A 14892-nucleotide genomic window follows, 5' to 3' on the forward strand; every position below is an offset into this window, starting at 1 on the left:
TTACGCGATCGCATAATAGAAGCATCCTTGTGCGCCGGCGCGGGCGCTATATTATCGCGTCCTAACCTGTGCCGACTTCGAAAGGCTCGACACTTGGAGCATGCCCCGCCTGCCGCCCCCGCAGTGCGCGAGACATTGGAGCGACTGCTTGCCAGCGAAACGTTCGGACGATCCGAGCGTGCGCGTAGGCTTTTACGCTATCTGGTCGAACGCGAGCAGGCTGGCGAGGCGGACAGGCTGAAGGGTGTTTCCATCGCCATGGACGTCTTCGGCAAGGACGGCGATTTCGACGCCTCCACCGATGCCGTGGTCAGGGTCCAGGCCGGCCGCCTGCGCGAGCTCCTGGACCAGTACTTCGCCAATGAAGGCATTGCCGAGCCGGTGCGCATCGCGATCCCGCGCGGCGGTTATGTCCCGTCCTATGAGCTGAACGCAATCCGCTTGCCTGGCAACGCCAGGTCCGCCTCCGACGGCACCGCGCGGCCCGACGTGTTGGCCGAAGCCGAACATCTCGACAGGCCGACGCTGGGCGAGCCTGCCGCCCCCATTGCCCCGGCCACACCTGCACAATCGCTGACGCGGCAACTGCGTTTCTTCTGGGCTGCCATGGTCCTGGTCATTGCCATGCTCGGCGTGCTCATCCTTCGCCAGGGCGATGTCTTCCTCGGCGGCGGCGACACGGTGGCAACGGCCGAAACGGCGGGCGCTGCCGGCACCGCCGCCCAGCCGGTGTTCGACTCCCTGCCGCTGATCTACATTGCCACGAAAGCCGACGGAGCAGAGGCGGCTCGCGTCGCGTCGTCGCTGCGCGCCGGGCTCGCCGGTTTCGACACCATCGACTTCATCGGGCGCGATGCGGATTCGACGCGCGATCAATCGGCCGACCCGATCAGTTTCGTCTTCGATATTGTTCCCGGCCCCGCCGCCGGCGACGTCACGGTCGAACTGCAGAGCGTCGCGACCGGTCGGGTTCTCCTGTCGCGCAACCTGACATCGGCCGAAACCGCGCCTGGCGTGGTTGAAAGCAACATAGCCAGCCTTCTGACATCGACCGTTCCCGCTTCCGGCGCGATCTACAGCTACATCGACCAGAGCGACATCCGGACCAGCCAGATCGGTTGCCTGGTGCTCGACGACCGCTATTTTCTCGACATGAACGCCCAGACCCATGAAGCTGCCTATCGCTGCCTGGAGAAGCTTGCCGCCGAAGGCACCAAATCATCGCTTGTCTATGCGGAACTGGCCGCGCTTCATGGGGAGGCCGTCACCGCCCACTATTCCTATCCACCGGAAGCAACGCTCGAAAAGGCCATGTCGCTTGCGCATCGCGCCGTCCAGATGGGGCCTATGAACCCGCACGCGCATCGTGCCCTCGGCTACCTCAACTCGCGCCTCGGCAACGCGGACGAAGGGATCCGCTTGACGCGCAGGGCCTACGAACTCAACCCGTATGATCTCGGCATGGCCGCCGCCTATGGCTACGGACTGATCTTCGCCGGCAAATATGATGAGGGAACACCGATCCTGAGCCACGCGGTCGAGGCCTTCAGCGGCCATCCGACCTGGTGGGATTACGGCCTGTTCGTCGGAGCCTTCATGCAGGGCGATATGAAACGGGCCGCGATCGCCAGCGAGTCGCTGCGCACGACGGCATCCAAGTCGCATTACCTGGCCGCGCGCCTGATCGGCGCCAGGATTTCGGGCCGCGACAAGCTGGCGGGCGAGCTTGCCAACGAACTCACCGCCGAATTCCCGAAGTTCGCCGCCGACCCGCGGGCGACATTCGTCGACCGCAAATACCCCGCCGATCTCACCGATCGGCTGGTGCAATCCTTGCGTGCGGCCGGGATCGGCAACCCGAGCTGAACACGCCTTCGGCCCATTTCGGCGGCCGATCGAGCGCCTGACGGATCGCTTCGGTCGCGAAAATTTTACTGGCCAACGGTCCGGATCAGGAGCAATCCAGCCACAATTCGAAAGTGTTGCCCTCTTTGCTCACTGCTCCATTTTTCATGCTTCCATTCCCCTATGCCGTCGAGAGCGGCGCTGGCCTGAAGACGATCGTCTTTCTGCACGGCTTCGGAGGCTGCAGCGAGATTTGGCGTGACGTCGCGCTGTCGCTCGCGACGGAGGCAAGGATATTGACCTACGATCTGCCGGGCCATGGTCATTCGCTGGAGTGCGAAGGCCTGGGCGGCGCCAAGCCGGCCGCGCAAGCCATCCTCGCCGATCTCGCCGCGCGGCGGCTGGGCAGAGTCCATCTTGTGGGTCACTCAATGGGCGGCGCGATCGCGACATTGATGGCGCTTGCCGACCCCGACAGGGTGGCCTCGCTCACACTGTTGGCGCCTGGCGGCTTCGGCCCGGAAATCAACGCAGGCTTGTTGCGCCGCTATGCCGCCGCGACCGGCAGGAGAGAGGTCCGCGCCAGCCTCGCGGCCATGTCGGGTCCGCGGAGCGTGCCGCCAGACCACGTCGTGGATGCATTGTGCCGGATGCGCAAACAGCCGGGCCAGTTACAGGCTTTGATCGATATGGCGGCCGCGATGACAAGGGATGACCGGCAAGGGGTCATCCCACGCGCGCAGCTGGATACGCTTGACATGCCGGTGATGGTCGTTTGGGGAGCGGAGGACCCGCTGCTGCCAGTCGAGCAGGCCGAGGCGTTGCCGTCGCATTTCCATCTGCACCATGTTCTCGACGCGGGTCATATGCTGGTCGAGGAGGCTCCGGGCCTGATCGCCGAAATCGTCCGCCGCAACACGCGCCGGCGCCGCAGGCGGGTGCGCCCATCACGGGACGCGGCGGCGAGCTGATCGCTGATTGTCCTGCGGGATTGGCCCTTCGGACCGGCCTCGAAAATATCCGCAACCCGCTCCGCCAGACCGCAGCGGTCGCACTGCTCGTCACCGGCAGTGCATTTTGCCGGCGATTGTGTTAACTCGCTGTTAACCAACAGTGAGGCAGCCGCCATGAAGGATGCAGGCGACAAGATCACCCCTATCGAGCCGTCGCGGAAGCTCGCCGATGCCGTACGCGACGTCAAGAACGCCTTCGCCGACCGCGACGACGTGGTCGTCGACATGCGCGAGGCGCACCGCATGCGGCTCGATCTTCTGGCAACCGAGCTTGCCCCGATCTTTGCCGATGTTCCGGCCGACATGGACAGCTTCGACTTCGCCGTCTCGTCCGGCCTGCAGCCGCGGCTATGGATCGACGCGGTGAGCCACGTCGCCATGGGACGCGACCGCCGCACCTACCGCTTCCTCAAGGATACGCGCGTCGGCCGTGTTGTGCTGGCCGAGACGACCGAGATGAAGGCCGTCGCCGATGCGGTGACGCGCTACGTGGCCGAGCGGGTCGTCGAGCGGCAACGCATGATGGAAGGGAGCATGGAAAGCGCCGTTCCCGGCCTGCATCGCCACGTGGTCCAGGAAGCGGAACCGCCCATCCAATCCGAAACCCGCCGCAGCAATGGCTGGACCACCTTCTTCGCCGGCCTCGGCCTGATTACCGCCGGTGCCCTTGTCGGCCTGGCGGCTTCGCTGGCGATGTTCTGGGACCGCATCGTGCACATGAAGATCAGCTTCTGACGAGTTCGCGGTCCTTCGCGACCGGCACGTCGAGATCCGTCGTTTGCAGGTCTGACGGCGGCAGCGCCGGCCCCGTCAGGCCGCGCCGGATCAGGCGGAGACGCCAGTCACCCTTTTCGCCGTCGATCTCGAACAGATTGTACTGAGCGGCCGGATGTTTGCCACCGGGCGCCTGGCCTGCGGCGGCGACCCCGACCACGGGCACCTTGGCGCCACGTGCGCCGATGGTGAACAGCGACGGCAGATGCGAATGGCCGTGCAGGACGAGTTCCGCGCCATGCCGGCGAATGACCTTGTGGAAACGGGCGATGCCGAACAGCCGCTTATGCTGCTGGACGGCGCCGCGCACCGGCGGGTGGTGGATCATGATGGCGCGGAACAGCCCTTGTTTCGCCGCGTCGTCGAGAACCTTGCCGAGCCGCTCGGCCTGTCCTTCCATGAAGAAGCCGTTGGCCATGAAGGGCGCGGTGGCGCGCGCCGTGGTGACGCCGATCAGCGCGACATTGCCGCGCACGCGCAGATACGGAAAGGAATTGCGGTCGACCGGACTGTTAACGCCGTCGCCCGTCATCCAGGGAGCCCACGCCCGGCAGACCTTGTCGAAGGCGCCCGGCACATAGGCGTCGTGGTTGCCGGGAACCACGGAGACGTCGTGCGGCGATCCGAGCGTCTCCAGCCAGTGCTTGGCCATCTCGATCTCGCCGTCGAGCGCCAGGTTGACGAGATCGCCTGTCACAGCGAGGTGGTCCGGCGCGTTCGCCTTGATGTCGGCGACGATGGTATCGATGACCGCGTCATGCATATGGCGGCGCCGGTTGCGCTGCCAGTTGACGTAGCCCAGCACGCGCTTGGACGCGAGGTCGCGATAGGTTACATCGGGCAGCGGTCCCAGATGAGCATCGGAAATATGCGCGAGCCTGAACATGGTCCCTTCTTAAGCGACGCTGACGAAGCTTTCCACTCACCCTTTGCTGTTCGCCCAAGCAGGTTCCGCAAAAGTCTCCCACGGTTTTGCGGCCAGAATCTGCGAAAAACAAGGATCCCCAAGCAGATGTTCGTGGGGCAACCCACGAACATCTGCTTGGGGATCGTTGCATGAACCGCCGAGCCGATCCGGAAGAGGCATTCCGCCAGACCGGCTGGCCGGGGCTGCGGGCAAGGTTGTTCCATTTCTACTTCCTGCTGCGCCGCCCGATGACGCTCGGCGTGCGCGGGCTGGTTTATGACCGTGCCTCCAACGCCGTCTTCCTGATCCGCCACACCTATGTGCCAGGTTGGCAATTGCCGGGAGGCGGCGTCGAGGTCGGCGAGACCCTCGAGCAAGCGCTGGCCCGCGAGCTGGCCGAGGAAGGCAACATCACCCTGACCGCTCCGCCGGTGCTGAAGTCGATGCATTTCAACCGCCGCTCCAGCAAGCGCGATCATGTCGGCCTTTATCTGATCGACACCTTCAGCCAGACGGCGCCGAAACTGCCGGACCACGAGATCGCCGAAGCCGGCTTCTTCCCGCTTGGTCGGTTGCCGGAGGGCACGACGCCGGCGACGCTCCGGCGGATAGCGGAGATTTTTGAGGGCGAGCGCATCTCGGCTTACTGGTAATCAAGCCGCCTTCCTGAACCGTCCCCGGTCATGCGGCGCGGCATAATCGAGTTCCGGCCCCGCCGGAACGATCCCCGTCGGATTGATCGACCTGTGGCTGCCGTAATAATGCGCCTTGATGTGATGCAGGTTGACCGTGCCCGAGACGCCCGGCACCTGATAGAGATCGCGCAGATAGTTCGACAGGTTCGGATAGTCGGCGATGCGGCGCAGGTTGCATTTGAAGTGGCCGACATAGACCGGATCGAAACGAACCAGCGTCGTGAACAGCCGCCAGTCGGCCTCGGTGATGTGTTCGCCGGTCAGATAGCGCTGCTTCGAAAGCCGCTCCTCGATCGTATCGAGCGCTAGGAACAATTCGCCGAACGCTTCCTCATAGGCTTTCTGCGCGGTGGCGAAGCCGGCGCGATAAACGCCGTTGTTGATCGCCGGATAGACCAGCGCATTGATCTTGTCGATCTGCGCGCGCAGCGCCGCCGGGTAGAAGTCGAGACCCGCGTCGCCCCATTGGTCGAAGGCCGAATTGAGCATGCGGATGATCTCGGAGGACTCATTGTTGACGATGGTCTCTTGTTCTTTGTCCCACAGCACCGGCACCGTCACGCGGCCCGAATAGCCCGGATCGGCCTTGGCATAGACCTGGTGCAGGAAATCGAGGCCGTAGAGCGTGTCCCCGGTCGCGCCGTCCTCGGCTTTGAAGGTCCAGCCGTTTTCGCCCATGAAATGGTGCACCACGGAGACGGAGATGATGCCCTCCAGCTTCTTCAGGGCGCGGAAGATCAGCGTGCGATGCGCCCATGGGCAGGCGAGCGACACGTAGAGGTGATAGCGGCCGGGTTCCGCCTTGAAGCCGCGCGTGCGGCCTTCCGCCGGCGCGCCGTCGCGCGTGATCCAGTCGCGCCATTGGGACTCCGTGCGTATGAACCGCCCGCCGCTGTCGGTGTTGTGCGGCCGGTCCTGCCATTTGCCTTCAATCAGCAATCCCATGCGAAAATCTCCCTGGCGGTTGCCATTATCTAGGCTGATGACCGGGCTGGCGAAGCCCTCAGGCGCTGAACAGTTCGTCAAATGGCGAATAGGTCCAGCGATGGACCGGTTCGTCATGCAACGCAAAGAAAGCCGGAAAGCACCGATTGCAGCGGCACAAAATTGGTGCTAGCGGAGGCGCCCATGTTCGACTTTGCCTCGATCCGGTTCGACCGACGACGAAAGGGCGCCCGCGCTTAAGAGCGCTGATTGGCGAACGCTGCCGCTTGCAGCAAACCTTCCTCGCATGCCGGAACGCAAAGACCATGAGCCTTGCCGACGTGAAATACCTGCCGGAAACCCCGGCGCATGATGCTGAAATCGAAGCCATCAACGACGAGGCCTTCGGCCCGGGTCGTTTCGTGCTCGCCGCCTACAAGATCCGCGAGTCGGGCGGACATGACCGCTCGATGTCCTTCGTCGCCGTCAAGGACGACACGGTCATCGCTTCGGTGCGCATGACGCGCGTGGCAGCGGGCGCCGGTCGCGCCATGATGCTCGGCCCGCTTGCGGTGCGCCCCGCCTTCAAGAATCTCGGCATCGGCCGCAAGCTGGTGGCTATCGCGCTGGAGGCGGCCAGGAAGGCCGGCGCGCCCGCCGTCATCCTGGTCGGCGACGAGCCATATTATGGGCCGCTCGGCTTCAAGCGCTTTCCGCGCGGGCAGATCGCCATGCCGCGCCCAGTCGATCTCGACCGGCTGCTGCATCACGAAATCAAGCCGGGCGCCGTCGCCCGCTTTGCCGGCGATGTCTGCCACGCCAACATGGCGAGGGTTGCAGAATTTGCCCCGGCCCTGGCGCGGCCTGCCGCCAATGCGCAGTCGTCGATCGACCCAGCTATTGCGGTTGCGCCTCCTTTGCGCGCCTCGTAGCATAATTCGAAATCCAGGGAGGCTTGCATGAACCCGAACGGCCAGATCGCGATCGTCACTGGCGGGGGATCCGGTCTTGGCGAGGCGACGGCGCGCGCCTTGGCGGCCAAGGGCGCCCGTGTCGCCATCCTCGACGTGGGCGTCGAGCGCGCTGCCAAAGTCGCGGCCGACATCGGCGGCTTTGCCGTCCAATGCGATGTCAGCAGCGGCGACAGCGCTGCCGCCGCGATCGCCGAAGCGGCTGAAAAGCTTGGGCCGCCGCGCATCCTGGTCAATTGCGCCGGCATCGCCATCGGCGTGAAGACGATCGGCAAGGACGGGCCGCATCCGCTCGACCAGTATCGCAAGGTGATCGAGATCAACCTGGTCGGCACCTTCAACATGATCCGCCTCGTCGCCGACCGGGCGGCGAAACTCGATCCGCTCGCCGGCGGCGAGCGCGGCGTCATCGTCAACACCGCCTCCGTCGCCGCCTATGACGGCCAGATCGGCCAGGCCGCCTACGCGGCTTCCAAGGGCGGCGTCGTCGGCATGACGCTGCCTGTGGCGCGCGATCTCGCCCGCTCCGGCATTCGCGTCTGCACCATCGCGCCCGGCATCTTCAAGACGCCGATGATGGCCGGCATGCCGCAGGAAGTGCAGGATTCGTTAGGCGCTTCCGTGCCCTTCCCGCCACGGCTCGGCGAGCCGTCGGAATATGCAGCACTTGCCCTCCACATCGTCGAGAACCAGATGCTGAACGGCGAGACCATCCGCCTCGACGGCGCCATCCGCATGGCGCCGAAATAAGCGGAGATGCCTGGCTCGCCTACAGGCGCCGGTGCTTCCACCGGAAAGATCGGCCCGCTCGCCGGCCTGAAAGTGATCGAATTGGCCGGGCTCGGCCCAGTGCCGCTTGCCGCCCTGATGCTGTCCGAGATGGGCGCCGAGGTGCTGCGCATCGAACGCGCCGACGCCGGCCAGCCGCTTCTAAGCCTGCCGGAAGAATACGATCTCGACCGCCACGGTCGTTCCATCCTCAAGTTCGACCTCAAGCGCCCGGCGGGCGCGGAACTGCTGCTGCGCCTTGCGGCACAGGCCGACTTGCTCGTCGAAGGCTTCCGTCCCGGCGTGATGGAGCGGCTCGGGCTGGGGCCGGATGTCGTTCTCCAGCGCAATCCGGCGCTGATCTATGGTCGCCTGACCGGCTTCGGCCAGGACGGGCCGCTGTCCGGGCGAGCCGGGCACGACATCACCTATCTCGCCTATGCGGGCCTCTTGCATGCGATCGGCAGGCAAGACGCGCCGCCGGTGCCGCCGCTCAACCTCGTCGCGGATCAAGGCGGCGGTGCCATGATGCTGATCGCGGGCGTGCTCGCCGCTCTTTTCCAGCGCTCGCGCAGCGGAAAGGGCCAGGTGGTCGATGCCTCGATGATCGAGGGAGCCTCGATGCTCGCAGCACCCATCCATGCCTACATGGCATCGGGTCTGTGGAGCGACAGGCGCGGCGAGAACCTGCTCGATTCCGGCGCGCCTTTCTACGACACCTATGAGACGGCGGACGCAAGGCACATTGCCGTCGGCTGTCTCGAACCGCGCTTCTTCGCCGAATTCGCCAGGCTGCTGCCGCTCGACGGGCATTTTGTCGGCGGCCAATACGACAAGTCAGCATGGCCCGCGATGCGCGCCGCCATTGCCGGCCGGATCAAGGAGAAGACGCGCGACGAATGGGCCGCGCATTTCGCCGCGACGGACGCCTGCGTGGCGCCCGTACTGTCCCTGGTCGAAGCCAGGAACCATCCGCACAATCGCGCCAGGCAAAGCTTCGTGAAGTCCGGCAAACTCGACCGCCCGGCGCCGGCGCCGCGTTTCTCGCAACGCGTACAAGCGCCTGCCGCAGCGCCGGCCGTCGCCGATCGCGAGCCCTCTGGCATATTGACCCGTTTCGGCTTGAGCGAAGAGGAGATCGGAGCGCTTGCAAAGACGGGTATACTCGGTCGATAACCGGATAACGAAAATCAACTTATCTCGGGTGAGCTTGTGACCGAACCGAAAAAGGACGTCATCCGCGAGACCGACGCCGAGGCGATCAGGCTGGCGAAAACCTTGGTCCGCGCGGCACGTTTCGGCGCGCTCGCGGCGATCGAGCCTGGCACCGGCGCGCCGCTGGCAAGCAGGGTTGGCGTCGCCACCGACATAGACGGCGCGCCGCTGATCCTGATCTCGATGCTGTCCGCGCATACCGGCGCGTTGCTCGCCGATCCGCGCTGTTCTCTGCTGCTTGGCGAACCCGGCAAGGGCGATCCGCTGGCGCATCCACGCATCAGCCTGGCATGCCGGGCCCTGCGACTGGAGCGGGGATCGGCCGATTACATCCGCGCCGAGCGGCGCTACCTCAACCGCAATCCGAAGGCGAAGCTCTATGCCGGGCTCGGCGACTTCTCGTTCTTCCGGCTCGAGCCCGAGCGCGCCAGCCTGAACGGCGGCTTCGGCAAGGCCTTTCTTCTCGACCGCGATGATCTCATCGCCGGCGCCACCCTTGTCGAGGAGTTCGCCGGCGGCGAGCAGGCAGCGCTCGATCACATGAATGCCGACCATCGCGACGCGCTTGCCCTTTATGCCCGTCATTTCGGCCGCGCCGAGGGCGACGGCTGGATCGCGACCGGTCTCGACCCCGATGGCATGGATCTCGCCGCAGCCGATGCGACCTGCAGGATCTTCTTTCCCCGGCCTCTGCAAGGCGCGCACGAATTGCGTTCGGCGCTTATCGAGATGGCGAAGGCAGGACGCGCAGCGGAGCAAGAGCGATAGTTGATGGCGCGCCGGCGAAAGCAACGCTTGAGATTTAGACGAAATGAATTACCTTCGTAGTGACGCTGATTCAGCGCCCATCGACATCTGAACATTGCGGAATCAGGCGCCATTGCCCCCTGGCGCCTGGATGAGCCAAGACCCTTGGGGGATCTATGATCTCAAATAAGCTGATCGCCAATGCGGAATCTGCGGCCGCGTTTCTCACCCTCATGGGCAACGAAAAGCGCTTGCTGATCGTGGCCCATCTGATCGACGATGAAATGTCGGTCGGCGCCATCGCCGAGAAGGTGCAACTCAGCCAATCCGCGCTGTCACAGCATCTCGCCAAGCTGAGGGCGCTCGATCTCGTCGAGACTCGGCGCGACCGCCAGATGATCTACTATTCCTGCAAATCCGAGGCGGTGCGCGAATTGCTGCGCATGCTGGAAGGCATTTTCGGCGACGGCGACCTTTCCCAGATGGCCTATCGGCTGCGCCGCGCCGGGGCTTGACCCGCGCCATCCAAAACCCCTTACCTCGCTGGCAATTTTTCCAGCGAGATTTGCATGAACCTCATTCCGATCGACGACCCTAAGGACCCGCGCGTCGCCGCCTATCTCGACATCCGCGAGCGCGATCTCGTCGGCCGGCACGGCCGCTTCGTCGCCGAAGGCAAGGTGGTGCTGGACCTCCTGCTGTCGAGCGGGCGCTTCGCCGCCGAGTCTGCCCTCATCCTCGAAAACAGACTGGCCGGCGTGCAGGAAATCCTGCGCAAGGCGCCCCCGGAGTTTCCGGTCTATGTCGCCGCGAGCGAGGTCATGGACCGGATCGCCGGCTTCCACATGCATCGCGGCATCCTGGCGATCGGCATGCGTGGCGACCCAGTGCCCGCCGAGATTCTGGTGGAGACCTTGCCCCGGCGCGCGTTGGCCGTCGTCCTGGTCGGCATATCCAATCACGACAACATGGGAGCGATCTTCCGCAATGCGGCCGCCTTCGGCGCGGACGCGGTGCTGCTCGACCAGACGTGCTGCGATCCGCTCTACCGCAAGGCAATCCGCGTTTCGGTTGGCGCGGCGCTGAAGGTTCCCTTCGCCGCCTTCGGCGATACCGGAACCTTCACCGCGACGCTCGATCGGCTGGGCTTCGGCCAGTTCGCGCTCTCGCCAGGCGGAAACGTCGACATCCGCGCCGCGGAACGATCAGCGCGCCTGGCGCTCTATCTCGGCACGGAAGGCGAAGGCCTGCCGCGAGACCTGCTTGCCCGGCTGCAAACGGTGAGGATCGCCATGGCGGAAGGTTTCGACAGCCTGAATGTCGCCGCCGCGTCGGCAATAGCCCTGCATCACTTTTCGATGGCTAGCGACCCTCAGAACGACCCCACATCCCGAGTAGCTGCGACGCTTTGAGGTGCGTCGTGATTCAGGTCAGGCCGAGTCGGAGTCGAAGACGGGCGCGAAGCGACCAAAATGGTGGGTTCCGAGAACCGGAGCGGAGCGTACTTAAAGTACGTGAGCACCGGAAGCGCAGGAAGCCGCCATTTGCAGGCCGGCCTCACCTGAATCTCAACACACCTCAGTTGGTCGAGCCGGCTTTCTGCAAGGCCCTCACCCGGTCCGCAAGGCTGACGCCGCGCCCATTTTGCTGCCCCTCGCCCGCCAGAGCCTTGGCGATAGGCGAGTCCGGCCCGTCGAGCTTCATCGTCAGATTGACCACCTCGGCGGCCAGCTCGTTCATTTGTTCGCGAAGGCCGGCGCCGGAGCGTGCGTCGCCCGCCGATTCGGGCATTGCCGTTCCCGAGGCGGCAAGATCGGTTTTCAGCCGCTTGTTCTCGCGCGCCAGCGCCGTCAGCCTTGCCTCAAGCCGTTCCCGGTCGGCCTCGAGCCTGGCGATTGCCTTGTCGACATCGTCGCCTTTCGCATCCGCGCCGGCCGCGAGCCGCGCGACGCCGTTTGCGGCGCTCTCCTTCGAACGTTCGCGCATTCGAGCGAGATCCTTCTCGCGCCGGTCGAGCTTTTCCTCGCGGTCGGCAAGCGTGGCAAGCAGCCGCTCGACCTTCTTGTCGAGCTCGGCCGTTTTCTTCTTCTCCGCCTTCAACGCCTCGCGCGCGGCCTTGCTTTCCGACGCGACCTCCTGGTTGCGTCGGTCCGCCTCCTTGCGCTGGCCCTTGAGCAGCGCAATGTCGCTGGCGAGCTTTTCCAGCTCCGATTCGCGGGCAACCAGTTCGATCTGGCGGTTCGAGGACGAGAAGCTGGCGTCGTCATACATCTGCTCGAGCTTCTGCAACTCCAGCGCGCGCTTCTCCAGCGCCCGCTCCGTCTGTGCGAGCTTTTCCGACAGCCGGTGCAAGTCCTCCTCGCGCTGCCTGAGCTCCGCATTCTTTGCCTGCAGATCGGAGAGCGCCTGGTTCTTGTCCTTCTTTTCGACCGCGAGTCCCTTCAGGGCCTCGCGCCCGCGACCGATCTCCACCAGCTGTTCGGCCGTCTTTTCCTGCAGGTTCTTGACGGTGATCTCCAGTCGGCGCGTCGTCATGGCATATTCCGCACGGACCCGGTCCTTGTCCGCCTGGATTTCGGCTTGTGTCAGCGGCAGCGAAGCCTCGAGGCGCCTGCGCGTCAGGACAACGGCCCGCCGCCAGACCGCCGGCGCCACCAGCGACACCAGAAAAACGGCGCAGAGGAAACCGAGTACGAAGAACAGAACCGACTGGACCAAGGCGTGCTATCCATTTTACGGAGCGGCAATCGCTGGATTGTGCCACCTTGGCATGGCCGAAATTCAACGCCGCGGCAAGGGCTTGCCACGGCGCGATCAGCACTGTCCGAGCGATTATAGCGGGCGCAATCCGATCAGAACGGGTTCCAGGTCGGCCTTTCGGTGAGCTTCAGATAGCCGAGATTGACTCCCAGACGCGCGCCGACACCAGTGCGGATCGGCACGAGCAACACCCGATTGGACTGCAACACATTGAAGCCTACGCCCGCAATGACATAGGCGGAGCCCGCGACGCCGCCGAAGCGGTTATAAAGGCTGCTGATATCGTCGAGGTTGTAGACCAGCATCATCACCCGCGATCCCTCGCCGCCGAAATCCCAGCCGAGCGACGGACCTTGCCAGAACACCTTATGATCGCCGGCGTTCTTGGTGTAGAGCGTCCCTTCGCCATAGGTCAGGCCGCCGATCAGGGCGCCGGAACCTTCCTCGCCAAGCAGGTAGCCGTTGGGCAGGCCGTAGGAGGCAAAGATCTTCTCGACGACGGTGGCCAGGCCGCCGGACGTCTCGCCGAAGAATTTATGACCGGAATCGACGATTTCCTGAGCGGTGTACTGCTGAGCCCGCGACGCGGCGGTCGAAAGGACCAAAGCCCCCAGGAGTGTGATGGTCATGGTGAGGACACGGACGAATGTCCGGTCGTAGTATCGGGAAAACATGCTTCCAATCTCCGTCAGGGAGCACTTTCGCCGACGCCTCGCACCCCTACGGCTCTTGCCGGCCGTTCAGGATGGCTGTTACGGGCAAACTATGCCGTAATCCTTTTTCAACCATTAAACTCCCACACGAAGATGGCGGTTCGAAGGCTGCACTTTTGCCGCTGCGGCGGGTTTCCCCCCGCGAACACACCATTTTTGCCGTCGACAATTTTGGATTTGTTGATGCGCGCTCGGGCCCTGTGTATTCAGAAAGCCTTGGAAAAGAGCGTGATTCGTGCGGGCAGGCGCGAAAACGGTCGCTCGGCCATGAACAGATGACTTGAGCAGGGATTTCGCCGATGGCCGAGCTTTTCACCCTTTCCGCGCCAGATCTCGCGGCACTGCTTTGCAGCCGTGTGTGCCACGACATCATTTCGCCGGTCGGAGCCATCAATAACGGCCTCGAGTTGCTCGACGAAGGCGGCGCCGACGAAGACGCCATGAAGCTCATTCGCCAGAGCGCCAAGAACGCCTCGGCGCGATTGCAGTTTGCGCGCATCGCCTTCGGCGCCGCGGGTTCCGCCGGCATGATGATCGACACCGGCGATGCCGAGGCCGTGGCCTTCGCCTTCTTGAAGAACGAAAAGCCGGAACTGTTGTGGAACGGCCCCCGTGCGCTGCTGCCTAAGAACAAGGTCAAGCTGCTGCTTAACCTCATTCTCGTCGCCAACGCGGCCATACCGCGCGGCGGCAAGCTGGTGGTCACGCTGGAAAGTCCCGAAACCGAGCCGCGTTTTTCGCTGTCGGCCAGTGGCCCGATGCTGCGCGTGCCGCCGAAATTCCTCGAGCTGCATTCCGGCCACAAGCCGGAGGAGCCGATCGACGCCCATTCGGTCCAGCCTTACTACACGCTGCTTCTGGCGCGTGAGGCCAATATGACGATCTCGATCCACGCGACCGCCGAGGAGATCGTACTGAAGGCTGCCTAAGAAAAGTCGAAGTATCTTTTCTTGCCAATATTTGTGCTGGCAGTGCCGGTCGAGCAATGCCAGCTGCAATCCATATAATGGCGTCGGGAGCTAGAGCGGCGCAAGATGCCCGTTTGGAAAAACTTTACCTAACGGCTTTTCAGCTTCTTTACCAGATTGGCCTATGGTGCCTTGCAGTTACCCGGAGATTGCCGGTGCGGCAGATGGCAAAGAGGACCCGGACATGAAGCGCTGCCTGTTCGTCGATGATTCGAGCGTCATCAGGAAGGTCGCAAAACGCATTCTTGGCGGCTCGGACTTGATTGTCGTCGAGGCCTCGACAGGAGTCGAGGCCGCCGAGATTTGCGCCGACGCCATGCCCGATGTCATCGTCATCGACGGTGGTCTTGCCGACGTCCCGGCCGTGGACCTTATTCGCCGCATCCGTGCTATCGAAGCTCCCATCAAGCCGCAGATCCTGGTCTCGCTGGTCGAGGTCGACGTCGCGGCGATCATGCGCGCCAAGCGCGCCGGCGCCCAGGGCTATCTGCTGAAGCCCTTCAACCGTGCGCAACTGCTCGAAAGCTTCCGCGTCCTGAAGATAGCCGCCTGATTCGCCAGGGCTTGTTCCAAACAAAAAACCCGGCCTGAG

The 14892-nt window shown here is 64.1% G+C and carries 17 protein-coding genes; 13 read left to right on the forward strand and 4 right to left on the reverse strand.

The genetic code is table 11. The annotated features are described in order from the left end of the window. Positions 1-93: 93 nt before the first annotated feature. From RFM52_RS10250 to RFM52_RS10260, 3 genes are all read left to right on the forward strand, one after another. The gene (locus tag RFM52_RS10250) at positions 94-1866 is read left to right on the forward strand and encodes a tetratricopeptide repeat protein (protein ID WP_320293307.1); all 1773 of its coding nucleotides are present in this window, start codon (positions 94-96) and stop codon (positions 1864-1866) included. A 146-nt stretch (positions 1867-2012) separates the two neighbouring features. Further along, positions 2013-2816, forward strand: coding sequence for an alpha/beta fold hydrolase (locus RFM52_RS10255; RefSeq protein WP_320293763.1), 804 nt, complete (start codon positions 2013-2015; stop codon positions 2814-2816). Positions 2817-2972: 156 nt separating this feature from the next. Continuing rightward, the gene (locus RFM52_RS10260) at positions 2973-3593 is read left to right on the forward strand and encodes a hypothetical protein (protein WP_320293306.1); all 621 of its coding nucleotides are present in this window, start codon (positions 2973-2975) and stop codon (positions 3591-3593) included. Here the strand turns inward: RFM52_RS10260 and RFM52_RS10265 are convergent. Further along, a complete protein-coding gene (locus RFM52_RS10265; RefSeq protein WP_320293305.1) occupies positions 3583-4518 on the reverse strand; it encodes a metallophosphoesterase family protein in 936 nt (311 codons plus the stop codon). The two genes, RFM52_RS10260 and RFM52_RS10265, sit on opposite strands and share 11 nt — an antisense overlap. A gap of 170 nt (positions 4519-4688) precedes the next feature. Between RFM52_RS10265 and RFM52_RS10270 the strand changes: the two genes are divergently transcribed. Further along, positions 4689-5192, forward strand: a complete 504-nt coding sequence (locus RFM52_RS10270) for an NUDIX domain-containing protein (protein WP_320293304.1) — start codon at positions 4689-4691, stop codon at positions 5190-5192. Here RFM52_RS10270 and RFM52_RS10275 read toward each other — a convergent pair whose 3' ends face one another. Continuing rightward, positions 5193-6179: a glutathione S-transferase family protein gene (locus tag RFM52_RS10275; protein ID WP_320293303.1), complete on the reverse strand. Its 987-nt coding sequence runs from the start codon at positions 6177-6179 to the stop codon at positions 5193-5195. A 305-nt stretch (positions 6180-6484) separates the two neighbouring features. On the opposite strand from RFM52_RS10275, the gene RFM52_RS10280 reads away from it, so the two are divergent. From RFM52_RS10280 to RFM52_RS10305, 6 genes are all read left to right on the forward strand, one after another. Beyond that, positions 6485-7090 (forward strand): GNAT family N-acetyltransferase, encoded by a 606-nt coding sequence (locus RFM52_RS10280; protein WP_320293302.1) that lies wholly within the window; start codon positions 6485-6487, stop codon positions 7088-7090. A 27-nt stretch (positions 7091-7117) separates the two neighbouring features. After that, positions 7118-7879, forward strand: a complete 762-nt coding sequence (locus RFM52_RS10285; RefSeq protein WP_320293301.1) for a 3-hydroxyacyl-CoA dehydrogenase — start codon at positions 7118-7120, stop codon at positions 7877-7879. A gap of 6 nt (positions 7880-7885) precedes the next feature. Beyond that, positions 7886-9073: a CaiB/BaiF CoA transferase family protein gene (locus tag RFM52_RS10290; protein ID WP_320293300.1), complete on the forward strand. Its 1188-nt coding sequence runs from the start codon at positions 7886-7888 to the stop codon at positions 9071-9073. Between the two features lie 36 nt (positions 9074-9109). Then, positions 9110-9880 (forward strand): HugZ family pyridoxamine 5'-phosphate oxidase, encoded by a 771-nt coding sequence (locus RFM52_RS10295; protein ID WP_320293299.1) that lies wholly within the window; start codon positions 9110-9112, stop codon positions 9878-9880. Positions 9881-10035: 155 nt separating this feature from the next. Further along, positions 10036-10374, forward strand: a complete 339-nt coding sequence (locus tag RFM52_RS10300; RefSeq protein WP_140645679.1) for an ArsR/SmtB family transcription factor — start codon at positions 10036-10038, stop codon at positions 10372-10374. A gap of 54 nt (positions 10375-10428) precedes the next feature. Beyond that, entirely contained in the window at positions 10429-11271 is an 843-nt protein-coding gene (locus RFM52_RS10305; protein WP_320293298.1) for a TrmH family RNA methyltransferase, read from the forward strand. A gap of 166 nt (positions 11272-11437) precedes the next feature. Here RFM52_RS10305 and RFM52_RS10310 read toward each other — a convergent pair whose 3' ends face one another. Both RFM52_RS10310 and RFM52_RS10315 read right to left on the reverse strand, forming a co-directional pair. After that, the gene (locus tag RFM52_RS10310; protein WP_320293297.1) at positions 11438-12577 is read right to left on the reverse strand and encodes a coiled-coil domain-containing protein; all 1140 of its coding nucleotides are present in this window, start codon (positions 12575-12577) and stop codon (positions 11438-11440) included. 134 nt (positions 12578-12711) lie between these two features. Beyond that, positions 12712-13248 (reverse strand): DUF1134 domain-containing protein, encoded by a 537-nt coding sequence (locus RFM52_RS10315; protein ID WP_320293762.1) that lies wholly within the window; start codon positions 13246-13248, stop codon positions 12712-12714. Between the two features lie 116 nt (positions 13249-13364). Here RFM52_RS10315 and RFM52_RS10320 point away from each other — a divergent pair, with 116 nt between their 5' ends. The 3 genes from RFM52_RS10320 to RFM52_RS10330 all read left to right on the forward strand — a co-directional run bounded on the left by RFM52_RS10320 (position 13365) and on the right by RFM52_RS10330 (position 14853). Then, positions 13365-13616 carry a hypothetical protein gene (locus RFM52_RS10320; protein ID WP_320293296.1) on the forward strand — a complete coding sequence of 84 codons (252 nt, stop codon included), beginning with the start codon at positions 13365-13367 and terminating at the stop codon, positions 13614-13616. Positions 13617-13631: 15 nt separating this feature from the next. Then, positions 13632-14261, forward strand: coding sequence for a histidine phosphotransferase ChpT (gene chpT, locus RFM52_RS10325; protein ID WP_320293295.1), 630 nt, complete (start codon positions 13632-13634; stop codon positions 14259-14261). A 223-nt stretch (positions 14262-14484) separates the two neighbouring features. Next, positions 14485-14853: a response regulator gene (locus RFM52_RS10330; protein WP_320293294.1), complete on the forward strand. Its 369-nt coding sequence runs from the start codon at positions 14485-14487 to the stop codon at positions 14851-14853. Positions 14854-14892: the final 39 nt, after the last annotated feature.

This window comes from Mesorhizobium humile (assembly GCF_033977215.1).
Taxonomy (GTDB): Bacteria; Pseudomonadota; Alphaproteobacteria; order Rhizobiales; family Rhizobiaceae; genus Mesorhizobium; species Mesorhizobium humile.

Bases quoted from the DNA above. Each gene is read 5' to 3' on its own strand.
- RFM52_RS10255 (WP_320293763.1), top strand. From the start codon at position 2,013: ATGCTTCCATTCCCCTATGCCGTCGAGAGCGGCGCTGGCCTGAAGACG.
- RFM52_RS10260 (WP_320293306.1), top strand. From the start codon at position 2,973: ATGAAGGATGCAGGCGACAAGATCACCCCTATCGAGCCGTCGCGGAAG.
- RFM52_RS10265 (WP_320293305.1), bottom strand. From the start codon at position 4,518: ATGTTCAGGCTCGCGCATATTTCCGATGCTCATCTGGGACCGCTGCCC.
- RFM52_RS10270 (WP_320293304.1), top strand. From the start codon at position 4,689: ATGAACCGCCGAGCCGATCCGGAAGAGGCATTCCGCCAGACCGGCTGG.
- RFM52_RS10275 (WP_320293303.1), bottom strand. From the start codon at position 6,179: ATGGGATTGCTGATTGAAGGCAAATGGCAGGACCGGCCGCACAACACC.
- RFM52_RS10280 (WP_320293302.1), top strand. From the start codon at position 6,485: ATGAGCCTTGCCGACGTGAAATACCTGCCGGAAACCCCGGCGCATGAT.
- RFM52_RS10285 (WP_320293301.1), top strand. From the start codon at position 7,118: ATGAACCCGAACGGCCAGATCGCGATCGTCACTGGCGGGGGATCCGGT.
- RFM52_RS10290 (WP_320293300.1), top strand. From the start codon at position 7,886: ATGCCTGGCTCGCCTACAGGCGCCGGTGCTTCCACCGGAAAGATCGGC.
- RFM52_RS10300 (WP_140645679.1), top strand. From the start codon at position 10,036: ATGATCTCAAATAAGCTGATCGCCAATGCGGAATCTGCGGCCGCGTTT.
- RFM52_RS10305 (WP_320293298.1), top strand. From the start codon at position 10,429: ATGAACCTCATTCCGATCGACGACCCTAAGGACCCGCGCGTCGCCGCC.
- RFM52_RS10315 (WP_320293762.1), bottom strand. From the start codon at position 13,248: ATGACCATCACACTCCTGGGGGCTTTGGTCCTTTCGACCGCCGCGTCG.
- RFM52_RS10320 (WP_320293296.1), top strand. From the start codon at position 13,365: ATGGCTGTTACGGGCAAACTATGCCGTAATCCTTTTTCAACCATTAAA.
- chpT (WP_320293295.1), top strand. From the start codon at position 13,632: ATGGCCGAGCTTTTCACCCTTTCCGCGCCAGATCTCGCGGCACTGCTT.
- RFM52_RS10330 (WP_320293294.1), top strand. From the start codon at position 14,485: ATGAAGCGCTGCCTGTTCGTCGATGATTCGAGCGTCATCAGGAAGGTC.